The 24,238-nt window shown below is 53.3% G+C and carries 19 protein-coding genes and 3 tRNA genes; 5 read left to right on the forward strand and 17 right to left on the reverse strand.

What is annotated here, in order from left to right; genetic code table 11:
- Window positions 1–81: 81 nt before the first annotated feature.
- Window positions 82–158: transfer RNA gene (locus tag P8T57_RS20055), tRNA-Asp, on the reverse strand.
- A 327-nt stretch (window positions 159–485) separates the two neighbouring features.
- Here P8T57_RS20055 and fliG point away from each other — a divergent pair.
- On the forward strand, window positions 486–1,505 hold the full coding sequence (gene fliG, locus P8T57_RS20060; protein WP_063091910.1) for a flagellar motor switch protein FliG: 1,020 nt from the start codon (window positions 486–488) through the stop codon (window positions 1,503–1,505).
- Window positions 1,506–2,243: 738 nt separating this feature from the next.
- Here fliG and P8T57_RS20065 read toward each other — a convergent pair.
- The 9 genes from P8T57_RS20065 to P8T57_RS20105 all read right to left on the reverse strand — a co-directional run bounded on the left by P8T57_RS20065 (window position 2,244) and on the right by P8T57_RS20105 (window position 11,988).
- The gene (locus tag P8T57_RS20065; protein WP_341364092.1) at window positions 2,244–2,795 is read right to left on the reverse strand and encodes a hypothetical protein; all 552 of its coding nucleotides are present in this window, start codon (window positions 2,793–2,795) and stop codon (window positions 2,244–2,246) included.
- Between the two features lie 308 nt (window positions 2,796–3,103).
- A tRNA-Val gene (locus P8T57_RS20070) sits at window positions 3,104–3,180 on the reverse strand.
- A gap of 110 nt (window positions 3,181–3,290) precedes the next feature.
- Window positions 3,291–3,563, reverse strand: coding sequence for an HU family DNA-binding protein (locus P8T57_RS20075; RefSeq protein WP_007089403.1), 273 nt, complete (start codon window positions 3,561–3,563; stop codon window positions 3,291–3,293).
- Between the two features lie 264 nt (window positions 3,564–3,827).
- The gene (gene lon / locus P8T57_RS20080; RefSeq protein WP_007089402.1) at window positions 3,828–6,239 is read right to left on the reverse strand and encodes an endopeptidase La; all 2,412 of its coding nucleotides are present in this window, start codon (window positions 6,237–6,239) and stop codon (window positions 3,828–3,830) included.
- 130 nt (window positions 6,240–6,369) lie between these two features.
- Complete coding sequence (gene clpX, locus P8T57_RS20085) at window positions 6,370–7,635, reverse strand: ATP-dependent Clp protease ATP-binding subunit ClpX (protein ID WP_007089401.1); 1,266 nt, start codon at window positions 7,633–7,635, stop codon at window positions 6,370–6,372.
- Window positions 7,636–7,938: 303 nt separating this feature from the next.
- Window positions 7,939–8,568: an ATP-dependent Clp endopeptidase proteolytic subunit ClpP gene (gene clpP, locus P8T57_RS20090; protein WP_007089400.1), complete on the reverse strand. Its 630-nt coding sequence runs from the start codon at window positions 8,566–8,568 to the stop codon at window positions 7,939–7,941.
- Window positions 8,569–8,614: 46 nt separating this feature from the next.
- Window positions 8,615–10,072 carry a trigger factor gene (gene tig, locus P8T57_RS20095; RefSeq protein ID WP_007089399.1) on the reverse strand — a complete coding sequence of 486 codons (1,458 nt, stop codon included), beginning with the start codon at window positions 10,070–10,072 and terminating at the stop codon, window positions 8,615–8,617.
- A 114-nt stretch (window positions 10,073–10,186) separates the two neighbouring features.
- Window positions 10,187–10,271 (reverse strand) — tRNA-Leu (locus P8T57_RS20100).
- Between the two features lie 259 nt (window positions 10,272–10,530).
- On the reverse strand, window positions 10,531–11,988 hold the full coding sequence (locus tag P8T57_RS20105) for an NAD(P)H-hydrate dehydratase (protein ID WP_341364093.1): 1,458 nt from the start codon (window positions 11,986–11,988) through the stop codon (window positions 10,531–10,533).
- A 137-nt stretch (window positions 11,989–12,125) separates the two neighbouring features.
- On the opposite strand from P8T57_RS20105, the gene P8T57_RS20110 reads away from it, so the two are divergent.
- Both P8T57_RS20110 and P8T57_RS20115 read left to right on the forward strand, forming a co-directional pair.
- Window positions 12,126–13,376 (forward strand): D-amino acid dehydrogenase, encoded by a 1,251-nt coding sequence (locus P8T57_RS20110; RefSeq protein WP_341364094.1) that lies wholly within the window; start codon window positions 12,126–12,128, stop codon window positions 13,374–13,376.
- Between the two features lie 39 nt (window positions 13,377–13,415).
- Window positions 13,416–14,528, forward strand: coding sequence for a PAS domain-containing sensor histidine kinase (locus P8T57_RS20115; RefSeq protein ID WP_037991336.1), 1,113 nt, complete (start codon window positions 13,416–13,418; stop codon window positions 14,526–14,528).
- 54 nt (window positions 14,529–14,582) lie between these two features.
- Here the strand turns inward: P8T57_RS20115 and P8T57_RS20120 are convergent, their stop codons facing one another.
- The 5 genes from P8T57_RS20120 to bfr (P8T57_RS20140) all read right to left on the reverse strand — a co-directional run bounded on the left by P8T57_RS20120 (window position 14,583) and on the right by bfr (P8T57_RS20140) (window position 19,131).
- Entirely contained in the window at window positions 14,583–15,158 is a 576-nt protein-coding gene (locus P8T57_RS20120) for a cytochrome c (RefSeq protein WP_341364095.1), read from the reverse strand.
- Complete coding sequence (gene cueR / locus P8T57_RS20125) at window positions 15,097–15,480, reverse strand: Cu(I)-responsive transcriptional regulator (RefSeq protein ID WP_007089394.1); 384 nt, start codon at window positions 15,478–15,480, stop codon at window positions 15,097–15,099. Before cueR ends, P8T57_RS20120 begins: the two co-directional genes overlap by 62 nt.
- Window positions 15,477–17,963, reverse strand: coding sequence for a heavy metal translocating P-type ATPase (locus P8T57_RS20130; RefSeq protein WP_341364096.1), 2,487 nt, complete (start codon window positions 17,961–17,963; stop codon window positions 15,477–15,479). The genes cueR and P8T57_RS20130 overlap by 4 nt, the downstream gene beginning before the upstream one ends.
- 178 nt (window positions 17,964–18,141) lie before the next feature.
- Window positions 18,142–18,633, reverse strand: coding sequence for a bacterioferritin (bfr, locus tag P8T57_RS20135; RefSeq protein WP_007089392.1), 492 nt, complete (start codon window positions 18,631–18,633; stop codon window positions 18,142–18,144).
- 21 nt (window positions 18,634–18,654) lie between these two features.
- The gene (bfr, locus tag P8T57_RS20140) at window positions 18,655–19,131 is read right to left on the reverse strand and encodes a bacterioferritin (protein ID WP_037991343.1); all 477 of its coding nucleotides are present in this window, start codon (window positions 19,129–19,131) and stop codon (window positions 18,655–18,657) included.
- Between the two features lie 282 nt (window positions 19,132–19,413).
- On the opposite strand from bfr (P8T57_RS20140), the gene P8T57_RS20145 reads away from it, so the two are divergent.
- The gene (locus P8T57_RS20145) at window positions 19,414–20,988 is read left to right on the forward strand and encodes a cryptochrome/photolyase family protein (protein ID WP_341364097.1); all 1,575 of its coding nucleotides are present in this window, start codon (window positions 19,414–19,416) and stop codon (window positions 20,986–20,988) included.
- A 121-nt stretch (window positions 20,989–21,109) separates the two neighbouring features.
- Here P8T57_RS20145 and P8T57_RS20150 read toward each other — a convergent pair whose 3' ends face one another.
- Together P8T57_RS20150 and P8T57_RS20155 are read right to left on the reverse strand one after the other, a co-directional pair.
- Window positions 21,110–21,274: a hypothetical protein gene (locus P8T57_RS20150; RefSeq protein WP_341364098.1), complete on the reverse strand. Its 165-nt coding sequence runs from the start codon at window positions 21,272–21,274 to the stop codon at window positions 21,110–21,112.
- 277 nt (window positions 21,275–21,551) lie between these two features.
- Window positions 21,552–22,349, reverse strand: coding sequence for a prephenate dehydrogenase (locus tag P8T57_RS20155; protein WP_341364099.1), 798 nt, complete (start codon window positions 22,347–22,349; stop codon window positions 21,552–21,554).
- Between the two features lie 561 nt (window positions 22,350–22,910).
- On the opposite strand from P8T57_RS20155, the gene P8T57_RS20160 reads away from it, so the two are divergent.
- Window positions 22,911–24,173 carry an ABC transporter substrate-binding protein gene (locus P8T57_RS20160; protein WP_037991354.1) on the forward strand — a complete coding sequence of 421 codons (1,263 nt, stop codon included), beginning with the start codon at window positions 22,911–22,913 and terminating at the stop codon, window positions 24,171–24,173.
- The last annotated feature ends 65 nt before the right edge of the window (window positions 24,174–24,238 follow it).

The raw sequence follows: 24,238 nt of genomic DNA on the forward strand, positions 1-24,238 counted from the left end.
GCAAAGCAACATCGGCTGCGCAGGAAAAAGCGATCGCGGAAAGGACGAAACGCCCGACGAAAGACAACAGATAGGTGATCATGGCGGGAGCGACGGGACTTGAACCCGCGGCCTCCGGCGTGACAGGCCGGCGCTCTAACCAACTGAGCTACGCCCCCAAATGACCAGCTATTGGCGCGCCTTTGTTAGACCAGCACCTATGCCAAGTCAAGCTGATACCAGCGTTTTCAACCATCTCGTCAATTGCGCCAGAGATCATCACCCTGTGAAACATGTCACAGCCCCCGGATTTTCGACAAATATCGTTTTTCCAATCACTTCCATGCATGGTTTCGCCGGTTACCTTTGCATCCTGTGCACGGGTTTTATAGAATTGTTGATAAATAGAATATATTCTTTGCCGTAGGGACAGGAGCCTGAAGACAGGCATGTTCGCGCAAGCGCACAAACCAGACGAATAAACGCAGTGACGGAGAAGACCACCAGTGGGGCGCGTTAAAGAAGAATACAGGTCGCTGGCCGGGCCGGAAAAAGCCGCGATTCTGATGTTGGCACTTGGTGAAGAACACGCCACCAAAATGTTCAGCATGATGGATGACGAGGAAATCAAAGAGATTTCCCAAACCATGTCGGGCCTTGGCACCATCAGCTCCAATATCGTTGAACGTCTGTTTGTCGAATTCGCCGATCAGCTTTCCTCGACCGGTTCGCTTGTCGGGTCTTTCGATACGACCGAACGCCTGCTGTCCAAAGTCCTGCCCGAAGACCGTGTCAACGGCATCATGGAAGAGATTCGCGGCCCCGCCGGCCGCACCATGTGGGACAAGCTCAACAACGTGAACGAAGCCGTTCTCGCCAACTATCTGAAAAACGAATATCCCCAGACCGTTGGCGTGGTGCTCTCGAAACTGAAATCGTCTCACTCTGCGGCCGTTTTGTCGCTATTGCCGGAAAACTTCTCGATGGAGGTCATCATGCGTATGCTGCGCATGGAGGCCGTCCAGAAAGAGGTCCTCGACAATATCGAGAAAACCCTGCGCACAGAATTCATGTCGAACCTTGCGCGCGGCTCGCGCGGCGACAACCACGAACTGATGGCCGATATCTTCAACAGCCTGGATCGCCAAAGCCAGGATCGCTTCCTCACCGCCCTCGAGGAACGCAACCGCGACTCTGCGGAAAAGATCAAGGCGCTCATGTTCACCTTCGAAGACCTGGCCCGTCTCGACAACAACGGCGTTCAGACGCTGCTGCGTCAGGTCGAAAAAGACAAACTCGCACTGGCCCTCAAAGGCTCGACCGATGCGATGCGCGACCTGTTCTTCAAAAACATGTCCGAACGTGCCGGCAAGATGATGCGCGAAGACATGGATGCACTGGGCCCCGTCCGCCTGTCGGATGTCGAAGAATCCCAGATGATGATCGTCCAGCTCGCCAAGGAACTCGCCGCACAGGGTCAGATCGTCATCACCGAAGGGGGTGGCGAGGACGAAATGGTCTACTGACCTCCGGCATCCGGCCTGAACCGCGAGCCAGATTTCCCCCGAAACGGGACGGCAGCTTGTCGTCCCTTTTTTTGTCTTTCATTTTGCGAATTTGACAAACTACTTCCGTAATGACTTTTGCCATTTTCGGGCTTGCGGCCCCTGTTTCGGATGCCTTGAATAACGGCTGGCATCGCGCCGTGACTTTATCTTCCTCCGCTCACATGACAGTCCAATATACCGCTGCATGAAATCTTCATGCCCGCCGGGTTCGGAACGCGGGTTCAACAAACACCCCGCCAGCCCCGCGCCTCGGCCATTGCCCTGACGGCATCACGGCCCTTCGTCATCGACATTCGTGATCATGGCCCTCTTTCCTTTTGGAACAACACATGCGCCGTCCGTTCCGTTTGCACTGCAAATATCCTGTGACGGCGTCATGCCGGAATTGTCTGGGAAATTATTCAGAAGCCTGAAATCAGAAAATTCCGCCCCTCTCGCCCGCGTTTCAGGCGCAATTATCAAGTTGATAAAATACCTTTACCACAACAAAAAAGAACAAATAAAGAACAAAATTAAGAACGATGACAAAGGCAGGATACAAAGCCATTGTAGTGTGCAGGTGCGATGATCGATTTCTATCAGGAAAACAGGGCCATCGAAAAATGTAGCCGCTGCATCCCAGGCGATGAAAATTTCCGACCTTTCGGATCCGATCACCCTGCCCGACCACTCTGCCCGATACTCTAGTCGGCAACCCTATCCGATGATCACATTCGGCACCGGATCAGTAATCGATCTGATTTCCCAGCGCAGCCTGTTCTGCCCGCCTGTCTCAATGAACTCGGCGGCGTTATGGCTGCGAATGCCGGCCGTGGTGCGCAATTCGATCTTGCCGGTCATCTGGTAGCCCAGTGCGGTCAGACGTTCTTCATACTGATCGGGAACAAAGCCGCCGCGTATTTCAACAGTGTTCGAATCTGCGCGGAAAAACATTTCAAGGATTCGCGAATTGCGCCGGACAAACACAAAGCTTTTATCGCGCATGATGTTGCTGCGCCGTTCATAGACGATATTAAATATCCCCTTGCCCTGATAGGTCAGCTGCTTGACGCCGGAATCGCGTTTCAGGTCGGCCAGAACCTTGGCAACCCGTTCCTCTTCCTCGTCGGCATCAATTTCTTCGTTCAGAAGGGCCTCGGTAATTGTCGGCTGAACCAGAAGCCCGCGATAGCTGAACCGGTAATCGCCATTCTGTTCGACATTAAGATCGATGGTGAAGGCTTCGGGAAGATAACAGCTAACCAGCATCAGGGGCGCTATAATCGCCAACAGAGCCCCACGAGCGATTAATTGGCCCCGATGGGCAGCAACCCTGCGCAACGACGCTACAAGCGCGGAAAACGGGATTTTGGAAATCATGGTCATCGCAGCGTCATCCTGACTTTAGGGAGCTTGATCAAGCTTGCCTGTCAGGCGCAATGGCGTCAACCGTTGCATCACGTTCCGATTCTTCAAAAGGATTCGGGGGTGCACTGCGATAGGACGCTGATTCGCAAAAAGAAAATCGAATTGCACAGAAACGCAAAAAGCCGGCACGAAACCGACTTTTGCAAGAATGGTGGGTGATGAGAGATTCGAACTCCCGACCCTCTCGGTGTAAACGAGATGCTCTAACCAGCTGAGCTAATCACCCGTATTTTGATGCTCCGTTTTGCGGAAGCGGGCGGAACATAACATGCTTTTTTGAAAAAGCAATGCCGGTGACGCTCGTCACCGGCATTTTTTTTCAGAACATCGTCAAACTTAGTTGACGGCGTCCTTAAGACCCTTGCCAGCCTTGAATTTAGGCTGTTTCGATGCCGGAATGTCGATTTCTTCACCGGTGCGCGGGTTGCGACCTTTTGAAGCAGCGCGAGCAGCGACAGCGAAGGTACCGAAACCGACGAGACGAACTTCGTCACCGCCTTTGAGAGATTCGGTAATGGAATCGAAAACAGCGTCAACGGCTTTAGCAGCGTCTGCTTTGGACAGATCGGCTTTAGCAGCTACACTTCCAACGAGATCGTTTTTATTCACTTCCTGGCCCCCTTATTTGGACGTTCGGAGTTATGAGGAAATTTGGTTTGCCCCAAACCTGTTGCATCGGCAGTGTAAGCAGGTAGCCAACATCCCGTCAATGCGACAGTCGCAGTTTTCTGCGGTTTCGAACGTTTTTTTGATTTTTTTCGCCTTTACAGCAACACGGCTGTGGATCATTGCCGATTCTGGGCCAAAGTTATCCACAGAAAAGGGGGAATGACAGCGCCATCCCCCCTTGAATTCAGACCTTTTTGACGTCAATCAGTGCGTGGTAACACCACCGACTTCCGATTCTTCGCCGTCCTTGGTTTTGACAGCGACGTCATCCACTTCTTCTTCCCACTCGATGGGAACCAGCGGATTGACCAGCGCATGGCTGAGAACCTCGTCAACATGGGAAACCGGAATGATTTCCATGCCACGTTTGACGTTGTCCGGAATGTCTTCCAGGTCCTTTTCATTTTCCTGCGGGATCAGGACGGTTTTGACACCGCCGCGCAATGCCGCAAGAAGCTTTTCTTTCAAACCACCAATCGCAAGCACACGACCGCGAAGCGTGATTTCGCCCGTCATCGCGACATCCCGGCGAACCGGATTGCCCGTCAGAACCGAAACCACCGACGTCACCATGCCAACACCAGCCGACGGACCGTCTTTTGGTGTCGCCCCTTCCGGAACGTGAACGTGAATGTCACGTTTCTGGAACAGGGTCGGCTTGATCCCGAACTGGGTGGCGCGCGACCGGACAAACGAGGTTGCCGCCTGAATCGATTCTGTCATGACTTCACCGAGCTTGCCGGTGGTTTTCATGTTGCCCTTGCCCGGCACGGTGACCGATTCAATCTGCAACAGATCGCCGCCGAATTCGGTATAGGCCAGACCGGTAACAACACCGACCTGATCTTCGCCTTCAGTTTCGCCATAACGGAACTTGCGAATCCCGGCATATTTGCCAAGCGTGCGCGGCGTTACGCGAACGGTTTTCAGGTTCTCAAGCATGATGCGCTTGGTCGCCTTACGGGCAAGCTTTGCCAGCTCGCGCTCAAGGCTACGCACACCGGCCTCTCGGGTGTAGTACCGGATCAGATCCCGCAATGCGTCGTCCGAAATGCTCCACTCGCCTTTTCTCAGGCCGCTTTCCTTGACCTGTTTCGGGATCAGGTGGCGCTTGGCGATTTCAACCTTTTCATCTTCGGTGTAACCCGAAATCCGGATGATCTCCATACGGTCGAGCAACGGCTGCTGCATGCGCAGGCTGTTGGCGGTCGTAACGAACATCACATCCGAAAGATCGTAATCGACCTCAAGATAGTGGTCGTTAAAGGTCGAATTCTGTTCCGGATCAAGAACTTCAAGCAACGCCGAAGCCGGATCACCGCGGAAATCCGAACCCATTTTTTCAATCTCGTCGAGAAGGAAAAGCGGGTTGGAATATTTCGCCTTTTTCATGCCCTGGATGATTTTTCCTGGCATGGAACCGATATAGGTCCGGCGATGACCGCGAATTTCAGACTCGTCACGCACCCCGCCAAGCGACATGCGCACAAACGTACGACCGGTCGCATTCGCAATCGATTTCCCAAGCGAGGTTTTACCAACGCCCGGAGGACCGACAAGGCACAGAATCGGGCCTTTGACTTTTTTGACGCGCGCCTGAACGGCAAGATATTCAAGGATGTGTTCCTTGACCTTTTCAAGACCGTAATGCTCCTTGTCGAGCACCTTCTTGGCCTTTTTCAGATCAAGCGAAACCCGCGAACGTTTGTTCCACGGAATAGACACCATCCAGTCAAGATAGTTGCGCACCACGGTGGCCTCGGCGGACATCGGGCTCATATTGCGCAGTTTCTTAAGCTCGGCCTGGGCTTTTTCCTTGGCTTCCTTAGGCATCTTGGCCTTGTTCAGCTTCTCTTCGATTTCAGAAGCTTCATCCTTGCCATCTTCGCCCTCGCCCAGTTCCTTCTGAATGGCTTTAAGCTGCTCGTTCAGATAGTACTCGCGCTGGGTTTTTTCCATCTGGCGCTTGACGCGGTTGCGGATTTTTTTCTCGACCTGCAAGACGCCGATTTCCGATTCCATGAAACCGAAAATGCGTTCCAGACGATCCCCGACAAGGGTGGTTTCCAGAAGTTCCTGTTTCTCGGAAATCTTGAGCGACAGATGCGACGCCACCGTATCGGCAAGCTTCGCAGGCTCTTCGATCTGATTAACCGATACCAGAACTTCTGGCGGTATCTTCTTGTTCAGCTTGATATACTGTTCGAACTGGGTCACGACGGAACGCGCAAGCGCTTCAAGCTCGCTATCGTCCTCATCCGCTTCCTCACGAACAGCGGCATAAGCCTGGAAAAATTCAGGATTGTCGACGAAACCGGAAATCTCTGCACGCTTGCCACCTTCGACAAGCACTTTGACCGTCCCGTCCGGCAGCTTCAGAAGCTGCAACACGGTTGCGACAGTACCGATTTCGTACAGATCCTTGACCGACGGATCATCAAGACCCGCGTCTTTCTGGGTAACAAGCAGAATCTGCTTGTCTTCGCGCATCACATCTTCAAGTGCGCGCACTGATTTTTCACGTCCGACAAACAGCGGAACAATCATGTGCGGGAACACTACGATGTCGCGCAACGGCAGTACCGGGTAAATTTCGCCACGCGCCAATTCAACCATTATGTTCTATTCCCTATTCTGAGCCAAAACGTTGCTGGGGTCCTGCCATAGGCCCCGCCAGTAACGCGAACATTCAAAAGATAATCTGAAATCCCCGCACCGCAATAGGATGCCGGTGCGGGATCAGAAATCAGGCACTGTGTTCGACACCTTCACGTCGTTCGGCATGGATCAGCAACGGTTTTGCCTTTCCTTCGACGACATCACGGTTGATCACGATTTCCTCGACGCTTTCAAGGGTCGGCAGATCAAACATGGTATCAAGCAGGATACCTTCCATGATTGACCGCAGGCCACGCGCACCGGTTTTACGCTCGATCGCCTTTTTGGCGATTCCCACCAGCGCATCAGGCTGGAAGGTCAGTTTCACGTCTTCCATATCGAACAGACGCTGATACTGCTTGATAAGCGCGTTTTTCGGCTCGGTCAGAATCTTGACCAGCGCATCCTCGTCGAGGTCTTCAAGCGTTGCCAGAACCGGCAGACGACCGATGAATTCCGGAATAAGGCCGAATTTCAACAGATCCTCGGGCTCGACTTCGCGCAGGACTTCGCCGGTACGACGGTCTTCGGGGCTGCGGACATCCGCACCAAACCCGATCGCACTGCCCTTGCCACGCTGCGAAATCACCTTATCCAGACCAGCGAAGGCACCGCCCACGATGAACAGGATATTGGTAGTGTCGACCTGCAGGAATTCCTGCTGCGGGTGTTTACGGCCGCCCTGCGGCGGAACCGATGCAACCGTACCTTCCATGATCTTCAGAAGGGCCTGCTGCACACCCTCGCCCGACACGTCACGCGTGATCGACGGGTTGTCGGACTTGCGTGAAATCTTGTCGACCTCGTCGATATAGACGATGCCACGCTGTGCACGCTCGACATTGTAGTCAGCCGCCTGAAGCAGCTTGAGAATGATATTCTCGACGTCCTCACCGACATAACCTGCTTCGGTAAGGGTCGTGGCATCAGCCATGGTGAAAGGCACATCAAGGATGCGCGCAAGCGTCTGCGCCAGAAGCGTCTTACCACAACCGGTCGGACCGACCAGCATGATGTTCGACTTGGCAAGTTCGATATCCTCGTTCTTGCTGGCATGATGCAGGCGTTTGTAGTGGTTGTGAACCGCGACAGAGAGAACTTTCTTCGCATGGCCCTGACCGATCACATAATCGTCAAGAACCTTGCAAATCTCTTGCGGAGAAGGCACCCCGTCAGCCGATTTGACGAGATGGGTTTTGTGCTCTTCGCGGATGATGTCCATGCAAAGCTCTACGCATTCATCACAGATGAATACGGTTGGACCGGCGATGAGCTTGCGAACCTCGTGCTGGCTCTTTCCACAGAAAGAACAATACAGAGTGTTCTTGGAGTCCCCGCTATTCGATTTGCTCATACAAACCCCAATTACGTTTGACGTTATCTTTTATCGCCATGTTAGCCGGTAAACGATACCGATCTCAACGTTTAATCTGCGCTTATCGGCCATATGGCCACATGTTTGATATGGGAGCGCACCCAAGGATGCGAAACCCCTGTTCATTATCACCTGAACGTTATGGAATTTCGCATGTTCCAAACAATGTCACAGAACCTACTTATACGTCCTGTCTATGACCAGAGGATGAATGTGCGCAAGCCATAAAAAAAACGCCCCGGCAAAACACCGGGGCGTTTTCATCGGATCGTTATGCAACGATCAATCTTTTTTCGCATCAGACTCCGGCTTCGGACGCGACGTTACCACCTCGTCAATCAGGCCGAATTCCTTGGCCTGATCCGGGGTAAGGAAGTTATCACGCTCCATCGCGTCTTCAATCGTCTTGAGATCACGGCCGGTATGTTCGACATAAATCTCGTTAAGACGCTGACGCAATGCCAGAATTTCGCGGGCATGGATTTCGATATCCGATGCCTGCCCCTGGAACCCGCCGGACGGCTGGTGAATCATGACGCGCGCATTTGGCAGGCAGTAACGCTTGCCCTTTGCACCGGCCATCAGCAACAGCGACCCCATGGAAGCCGCCTGCCCCATGCACACCGTGGAAACATCGCAACGGATGTATTGCATGGTGTCATAGATCGCCAGACCCGACGTCACAACCCCGCCCGGGGAGTTGATATAAAGCGAGATATCCTTGTCCGGGTTTTCCGATTCGAGATGTAGCAACTGCGCGCAGATCAGTGACGACATGCCGTCATGGACCTGGCCGTTGATGAAGACGATCCGCTCCTTGAGAAGACGGGAAAAGATGTCATAGGCCCGTTCACCACGGCTGGTCTGTTCAACCACCATCGGCACGAGCGAGTTCATCTGTGCTTCAATCATCGACTGCAATCTCCTTGCTGCATCCTAAACCGGTATGTCGGACGGATTACTTCTCTTCCGATTTATCGGCTTTTTTCTTGGCAGCTGGCTTCTTGTCAGCAGATTTCTTGGCCGGAGCCTCTTTGTCTGCGTCTTTTTTAGCCGATGCCTTCTTGGCAGCCGATTTCTTCTTCGGAGCTTCGTCTTCCTCTTCCGGTTTCAGAAGGTCTTCGACCGAAACGGTCTTGTCTTCTACCTTGGCGAGTTCGACGATGTAATCCACGACCTTGTCTTCATATACAGGGCCCTGAAGCGCCTGCAAGGCCTGCGGGTTATTTTTGTAGAATTCAATAACCTGCTGTTCCTGACCCGGATATTTCTGGGCCTCGGCAACAAGGACCTTGTTCACGTCTTCCTGGGTAACCTGGATTTCGTTTTTACGGCCGACTTCTGCCAGAAGCAGACCAAGAAGAACACGGCGTTCTGCGATTTCGCGGAACTCGTCGGTCAGTTCTTCTTCGGACTTGCCTTTGGTCTCGTCATCTTCCTGACCCGCATCACGTGCCTGTTTGATCTGGGCAATGATGCCTTCCAGCTCGTTCTCAACCAGACTGGTCGGCAGTTCGAAGCTGTGGTTTTCGGCCAATGCATCAAGCAGCTGGCGTTTCAGTTTCTGACGGGCAACCGATTCGTACTCGCGACCGAAATCCTTGCGGATGGCGTCTTTGAGGGCGTCAAAGCTTTCCTGACCGAGTTTCTTGGCGAGTTCATCGTCAAGAGCAGCCGGTTTCTTTTCCTTGATTTCCTTGACGGTTACGTCGAACTCGGCATCTTTGCCGGCAAGTTCAGCCGCACCATAGGCTTCCGGGAATTTCACTTTGACGACAACTTCGTCACCGGCATTAACGCCGGTAAGCTGGTCTTCGAAACCTTCGATGAACGAACCCGAACCAAGTTCAAGTTCGTAATCTTCGGCTTTACCGCCTTCAAAAGCTTCGCCGCCTATTTTGCCAAGGAAATCGATGACGACAACGTCACCGGCTTTCGACTTGCGCTTGCGTGCGAGCGGCTCGGTGGTGCCCTGCGCTGCTGCAATACGGTCAAGCGTTTCGTTGACTTTCACATCGTCAAGTTCAACGACTTCGCGGGTCAGCTTCAGCTTTTTGAAGTCCATCGGTTCGATGGCCGGAATGACTTCGACAGCAATGGCGAACTCAAGGTCCTTGCCTTCGTCAAACGAGGTCACTTCGATTTTCGGCTGAACGGCCGGACGCAGGTCATTGTCGTTAAGAACCTTGCCGGTGTTTTCGTTTACAGCGGCTTCGAGAACTTCGCCCATGACAGCCTGGCCATAGCGCTGGCGCAGCAGTTTCGCCGGAATCTTGCCCGGACGGAAGCCCGGCAGGCGAACCTGGTCTTTGATCTCGTCGAGTTTGGCGACGACTTTTTCTTCGATCTGAGCGGCGGGCACAACGACTTTGAACTCGCGCGCCAGGCCTTCGTTTTTGGTTTCAGTAACCTGCATAGATAACTCTTTTGCTTGGTTCGAATAATGTCCGTTACGCGACGCAGTCCGGACCTCAGAAAGTCAATATGACTAAACGAATATGCATCCTGGTCTTAATTTATGGTCAGCTTATGGTACGGGCGAAGGGACTCGAACCCCCACGGATTGCTCCACTGGAACCTAAATCCAGCGCGTCTACCAGTTCCGCCACGCCCGCACACAAGCATACCAAACACACCGGAAGTACCGGTGTGGGTGCGCCTTAATACAAACTTCGATCATGTCATGCAAGCATCGCCTTTTAGACAGATGCATTCAGGTGGAAAATTAATTTGAAACGGGCCGGTTTTCTGCGTTTCACAAGATTGTTGGAAGGTTCAAAAAACTGCCAGAAAAAGCATTTTCGCCCATCAAACATCGGCTTCAGGGGTCCGAACGCAGCCGATTTGCGATAGAACTAGCGCCTCATCCAGACATCACTTGGGCACGGCACGCCAAAGCTGCCCCAGCAGAACCGGCAGATGATGCGGAATATCCTCGGCAATCAGACCGGGACCAATATCCCCCCCGGCACGCGCATGAAGCCACGCCCCCATGCAGGCAGCATCAAACATTTCCATCCCCTGTGCCATCAACCCGCCGATAATCCCGGCCAGTACATCCCCCGATCCGGCTGTTGCCAGCCACGGCGCATCGATCGTGTTGATTGCCGCCCGGCCATCTGGGGCGGCAACAACCGTATCCGCCCCCTTGATCAGGACGGTCGCACCGCTTCGCTTGGCTGCGGCCCGCGCCCGGCTTAGCTTGTCGCCTTCGATATCAGGAAACAGACGGGCAAATTCGCCTTCATGCGGCGTTAACACCGTTGGCCCCTGAATGGCAAAAAACAGCGTGCTGGGCTGTTCGGCGAAACTGGTCAGCGCATCGGCATCCAGAACCGTGCACCGACAATAATGCAGCAACGTAATGATCCGGCTGCATGTTTCATCCCCAACGCCGAATCCCGGCCCGATCACCAACGCGTTGTGACGACAATCCTTTAACAGGTCATCAAGGGTCGCAATCGGTGCCGTCATGATGCCGGGGCTATCCGCGGCATAAACCGAAAGGCTTGCGGGTTCTGCCACAACTGTAAGCAACCCTGCCCCGGCACGGCGCGCAGCCCTTGCCACCAGCCGGCCTGCCCCTGTCATGGTCGCCCCGCCAATCACCAGCAAATGCCCCCGATGATATTTATGCCCATCCACACCTGGCCAGTTGATGCCCGCCCGCCACACACCGGGCTCATTACATACAAGCATCGGACGGATATCGCGGATCGTCTGATCGGCGATACCGATGTCACGCACAATCACCTGACCGCACAGAATGCGACCGGGCAAAAGATAGTGCCCCGGTTTCGGACGGCCGAATGTCACGGTGACGTTCGCCTTGACGGAAATACCGCGAACTTCGCCGGAATTGCCATCAACCCCGCTTGGCACATCAACCGCAACAACCGGCACGCCGGAATCGTTTACAGCCTGCACCAGACTGGCAAGATCACCCTCAATTGGCCGCGCAAGCCCCGCGCCAAACAGACAATCAACCACCAGATCGGCCCCGACCAGCAATGCAGGCGAAAGCCGCTCGACCGCCCCTTCCCAGCGTCCCGCATTCAGGGCGGCATCCCCGGTCAGCTTTTCAACATCGCCAAGCAGCCCCAACCGTACCGACCACCCGGCATTGCGTAAAAGGCGGGCAATAACAAAGCCATCGCCGCCATTGTTCCCCGGCCCGCATAACACCGTTGCGGCACGCGTCGTCCACCGCGACACGATTTCGGCAACAACAGACGCACCGGCATTTTCCATCAAAACGTCGCCAGATGTGCCAGCTTCAATGGTTTTGCGGTCGGCTTCGTACATCTGTTCAGTGGTGAGGACTTCGAACATTTTCACCTGTCACATTCGGTACCCGGAAAACGAACAGACACCGGTAGCTATTTGTTTTCCCGATCAGTATATTGCAAACGCAATCGCGAGTCAGAGACTAACGCGTACTTAACGATCCGTAACGAGGCTTTTCCTGTATGCATGTTGTCGTGATGGGCGCTGGCGTCATTGGGACGACGGCGGCCTGGTATCTTTTGGAAAACGGCCATCAGGTTACGGTCATTGACCGACAGCACGCCGCAGGTCAGGAAACCAGCTTTGCCAATGGTGGCCAGATTTCCGCCTGCCATGCCACTCCGTGGGCAAATGAACATACCCCCGCGCAGATACTGAAATGGCTTGGCCGCGAAGAAGCGCCGCTGTTGTTCCGGATGCGCTGGGATCCGCAACTGTTTTCATGGGGCCTCCGGTTCCTGCGCAACTGCACCGATAAACGGGCACGCGTGAACCTTGAAAAGGCACTGCGCGTTGCGACATACAGCCGCGCCTGCCTAAAAGACCTGCGCAGCAGCCTTGGCCTTGAATATGACCATCTCGAACAGGGTATTCTTCACGTCTGTCGAAACGAAGACGAACTGGCAACGGTCGAAAAGGCAACCCGCCAGATGCAGGAATTTGGCCTGAACCGTCGCATGGTCAGTGCCACCGAATGCCTTGAAATCGAACCAGCCTTGCGCGACAGCAATGCCAAAATCATCGGCGGCAGCTTTACCCCCGATGATGAAAGCGGGGATGCGCGAAAATTTACCGAACTTCTGGCAGACCGCTGCCGTGCACGCGGTGCCATCTTCAGGCTCGGCACCACCATCACCGGACTTAAACAGGATCAGGGCCGCATTGCCGCCGTCAGCACCGATCAGGGCGATATTTCCGGTGATCGTTATCTGATGTGTCTGGGCAGTTACAGCCCGCTTCTGTTAAAGCCGCTTGGCATCCATTTGCCGGTTTACCCGTGCAAGGGATATTCGATCAGCATCGATACCACTGGCCATAACGGCGCCCCCCGGGTGGCCCTGATTGATGACAGTGTGAAGATGGTCTATTCGCGGCTTGGAAACCGGCTCCGCGTCGCGGGAACGGCGGAACTGGACGGCTATAATCTTAGAATGTCGGAACGACGCCAAAAAATGATTGCCGACAAGGCATTCGAATTGTTTCCAAATTCCGGTGATCGTTCAACAATCGAGTTCTGGTCGGGACTTCGTCCTGTAACACCTGATTCTGCCCCTGTTATTAGTGATACCAAATATGATAATCTGTATCTTAATACGGGGCACGGGACTTTGGGGTGGACGATGAGTTGTGGTTCTGGAAAGGCTGTTGCCGATCTCATTGACGGACGCAAACCCGATATCTCGCTTCTTGGACTGGGTATCGACCGTTTTTAAACGATTGATTGCTGGATAACGATGGGACCAGGGGCCGACATGACCACAGACTCCCCGATTGACGCGGAAACCGCGCCATTGGCAGATCAAGTCGTTCTGAACGCACTGCCCTATGCCGCCGTCATCTGCGAGCGTAGCGGCAAGGTTTTGCAGTGCAATGACGCCATGGCGAACCTGATCGGTGTTGCCCGCGACCGAATGATAGGGCGCAAGGCGGGCTTTCTGTCTGCCGGACTTCTCAATGACATTGATGATGTCTTTGCATCCGGTCGGACATGGCGCGGCGATATCGTGCTGGTCAATGCCAGCGATGAAAGCCACATGTGCGATCTGTCCATCGCCCCGCTGGAATATTTCCGCGAAAACGAAACACGCACAGCTGTCCTGATGACACTGCTTGAAAATGACAGGCAGCAACAGGCCGAGCGCACCTTGATGGAACAGAATCGCGAACGCTCGGACGCCAATGCATCAAAATCCGACTTCATTGCCAATATGGGGCATGAACTGCGCACCCCGCTTAATGCGATTATCGGCAATTCCGAATTGATCGCCGAAGGCGTGCTGGGCGATATTTCCGACAGCTATCGTGACTGCGCTCGCGACGTGTACGAGGCTGGAACGCATCTGCTTGAACTCGTGAACAATGTTCTTGATGTCTCGAAGCTTTCGAATGGCTCGATGGCTTTGCAACTGGCAGAAGACGATATTGTTTCTGTAACGCAGGAAGCAACAAAACTAGTCAGCGACGACATCAAAAAACGGCATCACAAACTGATCCTAAATTTGCCGCAAAAACCATTGGTGATGCCATGTGATCGCCTGAAGCTGAAGCAAATCCTGATAAATATCCTCAGCAACGCCGCCAAGTTCACCCCCGACAAGGGAGAGATTTCCGTAACATTGACGGTCTTGGACGACGAAATCTGTTTTGCCATTCAAGATAATGGTGTCGGCATGAGTCCGAACGACATTCCACGTGCGCTTGCCCGGTTCTCCCAATTGCACCCATCAGGGGTCAAGGAAAGTGCCGGAACGGGACTTGGTTTGCCGCTGGCCAAGCTTTTGGTTGAATTGCACGGTGGACGACTAAGCATCGAAAGCGACCTTGGCAAGGGCACAACAGTACGAATCACCCTGCCCCGCGTTTAGGTTTTATGTCGTAAAAACATGAAGGCCCGGCAGAACATTGCCAGGCCTTGTGCTTTATTGGTCGGCCGACTTGTTCATCTGATCGTGACGCATCTGGATTTCTTTGGGCCAGCGGCTTTTGATATAGGACAGGGATGCTATGATTTCCTCATCCGTCAGAACTTTTTCAAAGCCGGGCATCGCAGACTGATAACCATCACCGATCATTTTCGCCGGACCATATTTGGTCAATGCAAACAGCAAATCATCCGGGTGATGCCAGGTATGGCCGGTTTCATCATGAGGAGGTGCAGGCAGCAAACCATCGTCGCGTCGTTCGCGCCAGTTTGCTTCCCCTTTAAAATCACGACCGTGGCAGGACGCACAATTGGCGTCATAGATTTTCTTGCCCATTGCAACCAGTTGCAAATTATCGGGTTGCAAGCGAACCTGCGCCGCATCTTTTTTAGGGTAGGCACCTGAAAAGACAACAGCAATCACCACGATTGCGGACACGGCCACAGCTCCGCCGAGGGCAAAAATCGTTTTCTTCTTCAACGAATGTCTTCCTTCTTCAGATTTAAGCAGGCTATCCCGCGAGATCGTTGATGATAGGACAATGAGGACGATGATCGCCTTGGCATTCGTCAACCAGATGCGACAAGGTCTTTTGCAGACTTTGCAGTTCTGCGATCTTGCGTTCGATTTCGATCAGATGTGTTTTGGCAATCTGCTTCACATCTGCCGAAGCACGGTTTCGATCCTCGTAGAGCGACAGTAACACCCGGCAATCCTCTACCGAAAAGCCAAGCCCCCGGGAACGCTGCAAAAAGCGCAATTTGTGCAAGTCATCGTCGCTGTAGTCCCGGTAGCCGTTTTCAAGCCGACCGGGCTTTACCAGTCCGATATCCTCGTAATAACGGATGGTTTTCGCCGGAAGACCGCTGTCGCGGGATGCATCGGAAATATTCATGGTTTTTCTCCGCGGACTTTCCAACCGCGCAGCAACAGCGAGTTGCTGACGACCGAAACCGAACTCAACGCCATCGCAGCCCCCGCAATCGCGGGGCTCAGGATACCGAACGCCGCCAACGGCACGCCGATCACGTTATAACCAAACGCCCAGAACAGGTTTTGGGCGATCTTGCGCCGTGTTGCGATCGACACATCAATTGCCCCCTCGACAAGTGCCGGGTCAGACCGCATCAGGGTAATGCCCGCCGTCTCCATGGCCACATCGGTACCGCCCCCCATCGCAATACCGACATCCGCCGCCGCCAAGGCTGGCGCATCATTGATACCATCGCCGACCATGGCAACATGACGGCCAGCCTTGCGCAGTTTTTCGACCTCGCGCGCCTTGTCCTGCGGCCGGATACGACCGCGGCCTTCTTCAAGACCAAGCTGCTCTGCAACATAGGAAGCAACATCTTCACCGTCTCCAGACAACATGATGCTGTTGATCCCACGCGCTTTCAGATCGGCTATCGCCTGCTTTGCCGACACACGAATCCGATCTTCCAGCGTGATGAACCCGGCGAACCTGCCGTCAATCGCAACCAGAATGACGGTCTGGCCGCGCCCTTCGTAATCGGCAATCTGGCTGCCAAGATCACCATCTGGCAATCCAATACCAAGATCGGCAAGCATTGCCTCATTGCCTATAACGACATTGAGGTCTTCAACCTTTGCCTGAACACCGGCACCGGTTTTGCTGCTAAAATCAGTGATGTCAGGAATTTTAATTTCCTGTTTGCGTGCGGCATTGACGATTGCACGCGCCAGCGGATGTTCGCTTGCGGCCTGCACGGCGGCAACCATACGCAGCAGTTCGGCTTCATCTGTGCCCTCTGCGGGTTTGATGTCTCGAACTGTTGACTTGCCTTCGGTCAGGGTACCGGTTTTATCAAAAATGACGGTATCAACATTGTGTGCCTGTTCCAGCGCATCGAAGTTCCGGATCAGGATACCGCTTTTCGCCGCGGCCCCCGTGCCCGCCACCAGTGCGGTTGGTGTCGCAAGCCCCAATGCACAGGGGCAGGCAATAACAAGAACCGAAACAGCGGCCACAATCGATGCTTCCATCGTGGCACCGAATAAAAGCCATCCGCCAAAGGTAACCATGGCAATCAAGACGACCACGGGCACAAAAATCCCGGAAACTTTATCGACCAGTTTCTGAACCGGTGCCTTTCCGGTCTGGGCATGTTCAACCAGCCGAATGATCCGCGACAGTGTTGTATCTTCGCCGATTGCGGTGACTTCGACATCAAGCCGCCCGGTACCATTGACCGCACCACCAACGACCATATCCCCTGCCACACGCGCGACCGGGCGTGTTTCTCCGGTGATCAGGCTTTCATCAAGCTCACTTTCACCTGCTGAAACCTTGCCATCAACGGGAACACGTTCACCTGGCAAAACCCTGACGGTGTCACCGATAACAAGCTGGGCGATATCGATTTCAATTTCGCCTTTGGTTTCGTCAAGTTTACGCGCACGGCGCGGACGTAGCGCCATCAGTTCACGAATAGCCGCCGACGCACCGCGTTTGGCGCGTTCTTCCATGATTTTACCGGCAAGGATCAGGGTGATGATCGCGGCGGATGCCTCGAAATAAAGATGCGTCTGCCCGTCATGATCAGCCACAATCATGTTATAAAGGCTCAGGAAATAGGCGGCCGACGTGCCAATTGCGACCAGCACGTCCATATTGGCACTGGCGTTACGCAACGCCATCCAGGCGCCGCGATAGAACCGCCAACCGATCAGGAACTGCACCGGGGTCGCCAGCGCCAGTTCGACCCAAGGGCTCAAATGAAAATCGACCCCCAGATACATCCAGATCATCTGGGCCACCAGCGGCGCGGTCAGGACAATCGAAGCCGCCAGCCACCAAAGCGACTTGTCGGAATTCTTTTGGTCTGCGGGATCCTGCCCGTTTTCCTGACCGGATTTGCCTCGTGAAACAGCGTGATAACCGGCCTTTTCAACAGCCGCGATGACATCGGCGTCACAAACCTGTCCCGGTAAGGTATGAATATCGGCCCGCTCCAGTGCGAAATTGACACTGGCTTCCGTAACGCCGGGCAGTTTGCTCAATGCCTTTTCGACGCGAAGCGCGCAATTGGCGCAGGTCATGCCATCAATATCAAAAGACCGGCTTTCATCGGCAACAGAATAGCCCGCAGAACGGATGGTATCGGCCAGTTTGCTAACTGATGTCTGATCACGATCAAAGGTGACATGGGCAGAATTCAGCGCAAGGTTCACCTCGGACGATACACCGGGCAGCTTGCCCAATGCCTTTTCAATCCGACCGGTACAGGATGAACAAGTCATCCCGCCGATTTGCAGGGTCACTTCGCCACGCGCCCCTTCGTCCGTCGGTTTTTTCAAACCGGGGGCACCATTGCCACGAATTTCAGGGATGTCGGGTTCTGATCGCCTGTCCATTTAGGTCACCATTCCATGATCAATAACTTGATATGGGCGACCATAGAGGTTCCAGCAACTGGAAGGTCAAGCATAAAACGGGCGGATTGATTTTGCGTTATCAATTCACCCGCAAATATCTGATAAAAATAAAAAAACCCCGGACAATACCGGGGTTTTCAAATGACATTTGGCAACCTTAACCGTGCGGGTTCGGCTCGCCAACAGCGCGGAACTGGATATAGTTCGGCAAGCCCATCATATCGATCAGACGGATCTGCTGTTCAAGCCAATATGCATGGTCCTCTTCGCTGTCATCCAGCAGCGTGGTCAGCATATTGCGCGTCTGATAATCTTCTTCCTTCTCGGCAAGTTTAATCGCCTTTTTCAGAAGATCGATCACATGATATTCGTGTTCGAGATCGTTTTTCATCATCTCGGGCACGGTTTTGCCGATCTTGATCGGACTGCGCGACGCGGTATCGGGCACCCCTTCAAGGAACAGAATACGTTCGATCAGGCGTTTTGCATGTTCGAGTTCTTCGTCCTTTTCATGATGCATACGAGCATAAAGTGCATGCAAACCCCAATCGAGATACATCTCGGCATGGGTGTTGTACTGGTCGGCGGCGGACAATTCAGCCGTAAGCTGCTTGTTCAGCGCGTCGATAACCTTCTTGTTACCCTTCATGGCGTTTAAGCTCCTGATGTGTTAGTCGCCGTCGCCAGAACGGCTTTGAATATAATTCTGCATACCGACATTTTCGATCTGCCACTGCTCCGTTTCCAGCCAGTCGACATGTTCTTCCTGATCTTCAAGGAATTTGACCAGCAGATCGCGGGTTACAAAGTCTTCGGCCTTTTCGCAGGCGCTAATCGCCTCGCGCAGAAGCGGCAGGCTTGCCAACTCGAACTTCATGTCGCAGGAAACGATTTCCTCGACATTCTCGCCGATCATAAGCTTGTTCAAATTCTGAAGATTGGGCAGACCTTCAAGGAACAGAATGCGCTCGATGGTGTCATCGGCACGTTTCATTTCCTTGATCGAAAGTTTGTATTCGTACTCGCCCATTTCTTCCACGCCCCAGTCGCGGAGCATACGGGCATGCAGGAAATACTGGTTAATCGCCGTTAACTGGTTGGTCAGCACGCGATTAAGATAACTGATGATCTTGGGATCACCCTTCATGGTGGCACTCCTGATGATTGGGCTGTCCAAATAGTGGGATCGACCATTCCCCTTTTCAAGGGAAAACCGCGCCTTTGATTACCATTATCAATAATTTAGCCGATTTTTTTGCAAATTTTCAGATCATGGCACACAAGTAAAAATCATTCGCGCAGCAACCATTGCGAATGAAAATCGGTCCGCCCGTTTTCGGTTGTTTTTGTTTGCTTCAACCAATCTCTGGGACCTTTTTTCACGTACGAGTCGGAAATATGATTTTCGCTGCCGGAGGTCGCCCGTTAAATGTCTGCCATCAAATCAATCCGTTTCATACTTGGTGATCAGCTGTCTGTTTCACTGGCAAGTTTAAGGGATGCCGATCCTGATCACGACTTGATTGTAATGGCGGAACCGAACAGCGAGGCAAACTATGTCGCCCATCACAGGCAGAAAATTGTCTTCATTCTGTCTGCGATGCGCCATTTCGCTCATGAATTACGTGAAAAGGGTTTCGCGGTTTGTTATTTCGATTATGAGAACCAGCCGACCAATAGCTTTAGCGATGCCCTGAAACTGGCATTGAAAAATCATCCGGTAAAACAGGTAATCAGTACAGAGCCCGGCGAATGGCGGATACGCACGGAAATCGAAACATGGGCGGACAAGTTCGGTATCGTCCTTGATGTTCGCGACGATGATCGTTTCTTTGCCCCACTTTCGGTATTTGCGGAATTTGCTGAAAACCGCAAGGAACTCCGTATGGAGTATTTCTATCGGCAACTGCGACGTACAACCGGTATCCTGATGGAACCGGATGGCAAACCGGTTGGCGGTCAGTGGAATTTTGATCACGATAATCGCAAACGCCTTCCCGATGATCGCAGGCCGCCAAGCCCCCTGACTTTCAAACCGGATAGCATCACGCAGGCATTGCTCAACCGGGTTAAACAGGATTTCCCGAATGCCTGCGGGGATCACGAAAGTTTCGGCTGGGCGGTTACCCGACGCGATGCGCTTACAGTCCTTGATCACTTTATAGAACATCGATTGCCGCTATTTGGTGACTATCAGGATGCGATGACTGTAAAAAGCAGCACTGTTTATCACTCTCTTCTAAGCGGCTATATCAATGTCGGCCTTTTGCTCCCCGATGAAGTATGCCGTGCCGCTGAAAATGCCTATCGCGTCGGCAAGATACCAATCAACGCCGCCGAGGGCTTTATTCGTCAGATCCTTGGCTGGCGCGAATATGTGCGCGGGCTTTACTGGCATATGGGGCCCGATTACGGAAAAGGCAGTTATTTCGATGCCAGACGCCCCCTACCCGCCTTTTTCTGGGATGGGAATGTTGGGATGAACTGCCTGCATCACGCCATCACCGAAACGCTGGACAATGCCTACGCGCATCACATTCAGCGATTGATGGTGATTGGCAACTTTGCGCTTCTATCCGGTCTGGATCCAAAGGAAGTCTGTGAATGGTATCTGGCAGTTTATATCGACGCATTTGAGTGGGTGGAACTTCCCAACACCTTTGGCATGGCACTTTATGCCGACGGGGGAAAAATGGCGTCCAAGCCCTATGCTGCGAGTGGAAAATACATCAACCGGATGTCTGATTACTGTACGGCTTGCCAATACAGTCCCAATAAGAACACAGGGCCCGATGCATGCCCCTTTAATGCACTTTACTGGCACTTCCTGGATCGTAACGTCGATAAACTCGGCAAAAATCCGCGCCTTGCTATGCCATATCGCAATTGGTCGCGTATGAATGGGAACAGTAAAACGGCACTAATCGAACAGGCCGAGCATTTCCTGACACAGATGGATACCGGAAAAATCCCAAAGCCATCACATCAGGCAAGCCTGTGGTAGCCGGGATCATCTGAAATACAGCGGCGTATTCAGAAGACAGAAAAACAAAAAGCCGGACGAAATGTCCGGCTTCTGCTTACACAGCTGCCTACAAACTGGCGCTGTCGAAATTCAGTCTGGCTTAAGCGATCACGTCACGAGCAGCTTTGCGCGCTACGTCTTTGATCTGCCAGTGGGAAATCCCGACATCATCCAGATCACGCTTGTCGAGATTGTAGAGTTCGTTCGCGACAGAGCGTGCATAGGCCCAACGGCGAACAGCAACGAGAATACTGGACAGGAACATGTTGAACCTCCTTGGTTTAAGAATAAGAACGCTAGCCTGCGGGTCTTCCGCTTTTGGTCGGCGCGTTCATCACTTCGCTTTCTGCAATGCAATATGCTCCCAAGTGCCATATATCTCAACCGCCAAAGATTGCACATCATCTATTCCAAAACGTCACAATTGAATGGGTTCAATTGTGAAACTTGTAGCCTTCATCACAGGAAAAATTGAAATGAATCATATATTTCAGCCTTCGCCCCCATGCGGCAACGCAACATAGCCACGCACGGCAAAAATCTCATTTCGCCATTCCCGCGGCAACCACACATTTATCACCCGCTAGCTGATCACGTACCCCCATTGCCAATTCAAAGAACTGTTCCCGCACGGCACCGGCATAGGGGTTCTCGTTTTCAATCGCCCAGAAAACGCTGGGCGCGTCGTAGCGCACCATTTCGGTGGCCTTGACCAGCAAGTCAAAGCTTGCTGTTGTCATGCGCACAGGCAATGGATCCATCCGGGCAAGAACCTTGGCAATGAGATGCGTTACACCCTGCACGACCGCGGCCTCGCGGTCATGGACCTCCGGAGTAACAACAAAAACCTTGAGCCGCAGAACAAGGCGCAGGAACGCGGCAATCCGGCGAAATTTGTATCCCCGCACAGGGCATATCGCAATTTTGAGCCCGGAAATACCGTCCCGCGCACTTTGCGGACCAAACAACGGATGGGTACCGATGATCTCGACATGATCGGGAAGCCCTTCAAGCATTGCCTGCGCTGGTTCCATTTTCACGGACCCGACATCCGGAACAATCGCCCCCTTACGCAAATATGGTGAAATCGTCGCGATCACAGATCTCATTTCCGTAACGGGGACGGCCAGAATGACGATATCGCATTTCGCCACGCTTAGAATATCAGCCGCCCGAATGTTTCCATGCGCTGCTTCCGACACGTATGCCGAAACCGCATCAGGATTAACATCATGTACCAAAACCGGAAAATGATCTGCCAGATGCCGGGCGGTCAAACAACCAAAGGCGCCGAACCCGAAAATCCCGATGGTCGGGTGATCTGGAAATAAAAAAGGCATCGTCTGTCTCCGAAGAGCTGCGATGCCGGTGCCTGCCTTATAAATCAACCGCCGACGACGCAGCGGTTGAACATAGAAAAACGCTCCCGCCTTATGTGGCAGGGCCGTAATAGAAATCAGCAAACAGGCAAATAACGTTTTTCATGGCGGCGATTAATAATGCCAAACCGCTCCATGTCAAGGCATCTTGGCATCTCTGGCACGATGCCAAGAGCAGCACAGTATCAATACTAAAGTCCCTCACCCTCTCGCAGAGCTTTTCCCGCCTTCTCCGGAGGACGCATGCTGAATTCAAATTGCACCGGCACGCCTTTTCCAAGCTGTTACAAATACGGACACATTTCATTCAGTTGTGCATCATTGGAATAACTGTCTTGCGGCGAAGTACGCTAATTTTTCTTGCTGCCATGCAATATAATTCAGGACTATCATGCTATTTTTGTAACAGTTTGTTTCAGTTCGCATTCTGGAAACGCCCTGTTACAGTTTTGTGAGTGCAAAGGGTCCCCCTTGGCAGCATGTTGTCGCTGCAATTGGTTTAAAGCCAGGGAGGAAACCTAAATGAATCTGCGCAAAACCATTCTCGCCACCGGTGTGGCGTTCTCTGCTCTCGCGACTGCAAGCTTCGCACATGCCGAACCGACTGCCGAAGTCCTGCATTGGTGGACCTCGGGCGGTGAAGCCAAAGCGGTCTCTGCCCTGAAAGAAGATTTCGAAGCACGTGGTGGCAAATGGGTTGATAGCCCGGTTGCCGGTGGTGGCGGTGACGCAGCTATGACCGTACTGCGTTCGCGCGTTCTGTCGGGCGATGCCCCGGCCGCTGTTCAGCTTAAAGGCCCGGCTATCCAGGACTGGGCAGAACAGGGTGCACTTGCCGATCTGAATGACGTTGCCGAAGCAGAAGGCTGGGACAAAGTCATTCCGCCAGCTATTCAGAGCGTCATGAAGTATGAAGGCGATTATGTTGCCGTTCCTGTAAACATTCACCGTGTTGACTGGATTTGGGCAAACCCGGAATTGCTGGCCAAAGTTGGTGCCACCGAAGCGCCGAAAACCTGGGACGAATTCAACGCCCTTGCTGACAAGCTCAAAGCGGCCGGCATCACGCCTGTCGCCCATGGTGGTCAGCCGTGGCAGGATGCAACTGTCTTTGAAACCGTCGTTCTTGGGCTTGGCGGCCCGGAATTCTACCAGCAAGCCCTGGTTGATCTCGACGAAGACGCGCTGAAATCCGACACGATGAAAGCCGTGTTCGACCAGATGCGCAAAATCCGCGGTTATGTCGATGCCGACTTCCCGGGCCGTGACTGGAACCTTGCAACAGCTATGGTCATGAATGGCGATGCCGCCATGCAGATCATGGGGGACTGGGCAAAAGGCGAATTCCTTGCTGCGGGCAAAGTCCCGGGCAAAGACTTCATCTGTTCGGCAACCCCGTCCGAACACGGTTACCTGTTCAACGTTGACAGCTTTGCGATGTTCAATGTTTCGGGCGATGACAAGGTAGAAGGCCAGAAACTGCTTGCAGAACTGATCGTTGGCCAGAAATTCCAGGAAACCTTCAACCTTCTCAAAGGCTCGATCCCGGCACGTCTTGGCGTTCCGCTCGACAAATTTGACGATTGTGCGAAGAAATCCGAGGCTGACCTTCTGGCTGCCCAGGACGCAGGCGGGTTCCTTCCGTCGATGGCACACGGCATGGCTCTTCGCGGTCATCTTTCGGGTGCGATCATTGACGTCGTAACCGCACATTTCAACTCCGACATGTCGTCTGACGAAGCCGTCTCGCGGCTGGTCGAAGCTGTTGAACTGGCCAAAGACTAATCTCATCTGACCTGTACAGTCACATTGACTGACGACGCACCGGCCCCGGACATTTCCGGGGCCGG

Origin of the sequence: Thalassospira sp. SN3W, from assembly GCF_038070535.1 — a bacterium.
GTDB lineage: Bacteria > Pseudomonadota > Alphaproteobacteria > Rhodospirillales > Thalassospiraceae > Thalassospira > Thalassospira xiamenensis.

Excerpts from the sequence above, each read along its gene's own strand:
- P8T57_RS20065 (WP_341364092.1), bottom strand. The coding sequence starts at position 2,795 with ATGCTGGTTAGCTGTTATCTTCCCGAAGCCTTCACCATCGATCTTAAT.
- lon (WP_007089402.1), bottom strand. The coding sequence starts at position 6,239 with ATGGTTGAATTGGCGCGTGGCGAAATTTACCCGGTACTGCCGTTGCGC.
- clpX (WP_007089401.1), bottom strand. The coding sequence starts at position 7,635 with ATGAGCAAATCGAATAGCGGGGACTCCAAGAACACTCTGTATTGTTCT.
- clpP (WP_007089400.1), bottom strand. The coding sequence starts at position 8,568 with ATGATTGAAGCACAGATGAACTCGCTCGTGCCGATGGTGGTTGAACAG.
- tig (WP_007089399.1), bottom strand. The coding sequence starts at position 10,072 with ATGCAGGTTACTGAAACCAAAAACGAAGGCCTGGCGCGCGAGTTCAAA.
- P8T57_RS20105 (WP_341364093.1), bottom strand. The coding sequence starts at position 11,988 with ATGTTCGAAGTCCTCACCACTGAACAGATGTACGAAGCCGACCGCAAA.
- P8T57_RS20110 (WP_341364094.1), top strand. The coding sequence starts at position 12,126 with ATGCATGTTGTCGTGATGGGCGCTGGCGTCATTGGGACGACGGCGGCC.
- P8T57_RS20115 (WP_037991336.1), top strand. The coding sequence starts at position 13,416 with ATGACCACAGACTCCCCGATTGACGCGGAAACCGCGCCATTGGCAGAT.
- cueR (WP_007089394.1), bottom strand. The coding sequence starts at position 15,480 with ATGAATATTTCCGATGCATCCCGCGACAGCGGTCTTCCGGCGAAAACC.
- P8T57_RS20130 (WP_341364096.1), bottom strand. The coding sequence starts at position 17,963 with ATGGACAGGCGATCAGAACCCGACATCCCTGAAATTCGTGGCAATGGT.
- bfr (WP_007089392.1), bottom strand. The coding sequence starts at position 18,633 with ATGAAGGGTAACAAGAAGGTTATCGACGCGCTGAACAAGCAGCTTACG.
- bfr (WP_037991343.1), bottom strand. The coding sequence starts at position 19,131 with ATGAAGGGTGATCCCAAGATCATCAGTTATCTTAATCGCGTGCTGACC.
- P8T57_RS20145 (WP_341364097.1), top strand. The coding sequence starts at position 19,414 with ATGTCTGCCATCAAATCAATCCGTTTCATACTTGGTGATCAGCTGTCT.
- P8T57_RS20150 (WP_341364098.1), bottom strand. The coding sequence starts at position 21,274 with ATGTTCCTGTCCAGTATTCTCGTTGCTGTTCGCCGTTGGGCCTATGCA.
- P8T57_RS20155 (WP_341364099.1), bottom strand. The coding sequence starts at position 22,349 with ATGCCTTTTTTATTTCCAGATCACCCGACCATCGGGATTTTCGGGTTC.
- P8T57_RS20160 (WP_037991354.1), top strand. The coding sequence starts at position 22,911 with ATGAATCTGCGCAAAACCATTCTCGCCACCGGTGTGGCGTTCTCTGCT.